At 48.7% G+C, this 665-nt stretch carries 1 pseudogene; it reads left to right on the plus strand.

Features of this window, described 5'->3' with window-relative positions:
• Positions 1–665: pseudogene (locus tag R7O13_RS27625) on the plus strand (nuclease); the annotation flags it as partial.

A 665-nucleotide genomic window follows, 5' to 3' on the forward strand; every position in this document is an offset into this window, starting at 1 on the left:
TTGATGGAAGTGGAAAATAACGGCTGCGGTGATGGCAGTGCTGTGCAAAACTTGGTGGATGCATTGAATGCAGAAATCGATGACGCAGACGATCATTACACTTACGTTGAAATCGCAGATAAAGACAAGTACCAAGAAGAGTACTTCGGAAGTGATGCGATCATGGTTGCTCTCTTGTACCGCGCGAAAGTGGTCACGCCAAAAGAAGCGGCGAAAGTGATCTTCACGCCAGAGCAGCACATTGCCGAAAACACCATTACTCGTAAAGATGGTGCTGAGAGCAACCCTGCGTACGACAAATACCAACGCCACAGCTTGCTGCAAACCTTCACGGTACAAGAGAGCGGTGAAGATCTTTCTATCGTCGTTAACCACTTCAAATCGAAAGGTTCTGAATGTATTGAAGAGTGGATCGCCGGCGTAGAAGACTCTGAGCCTGCGGATCTGCAAGGCAACTGTAACAACTTCCGTGTTTCCGCTGCGCACGCAGTGGGAGAAGCGTTGAAAGACGTGAAAGGCGATGTGTTGCTGATGGGGGATCTCAATGCGTACGGCATGGAAGATCCACTACTGACACTGACTGATTACTCGAAAGAGAAATACGGACGTGATATCTACACAGCGGGTTACACCACAATCAACGGTGGTGAGTTGCAAGTTGAGCA

The sequence above is a fragment of the Vibrio sp. Y176 genome (assembly GCF_033438945.1).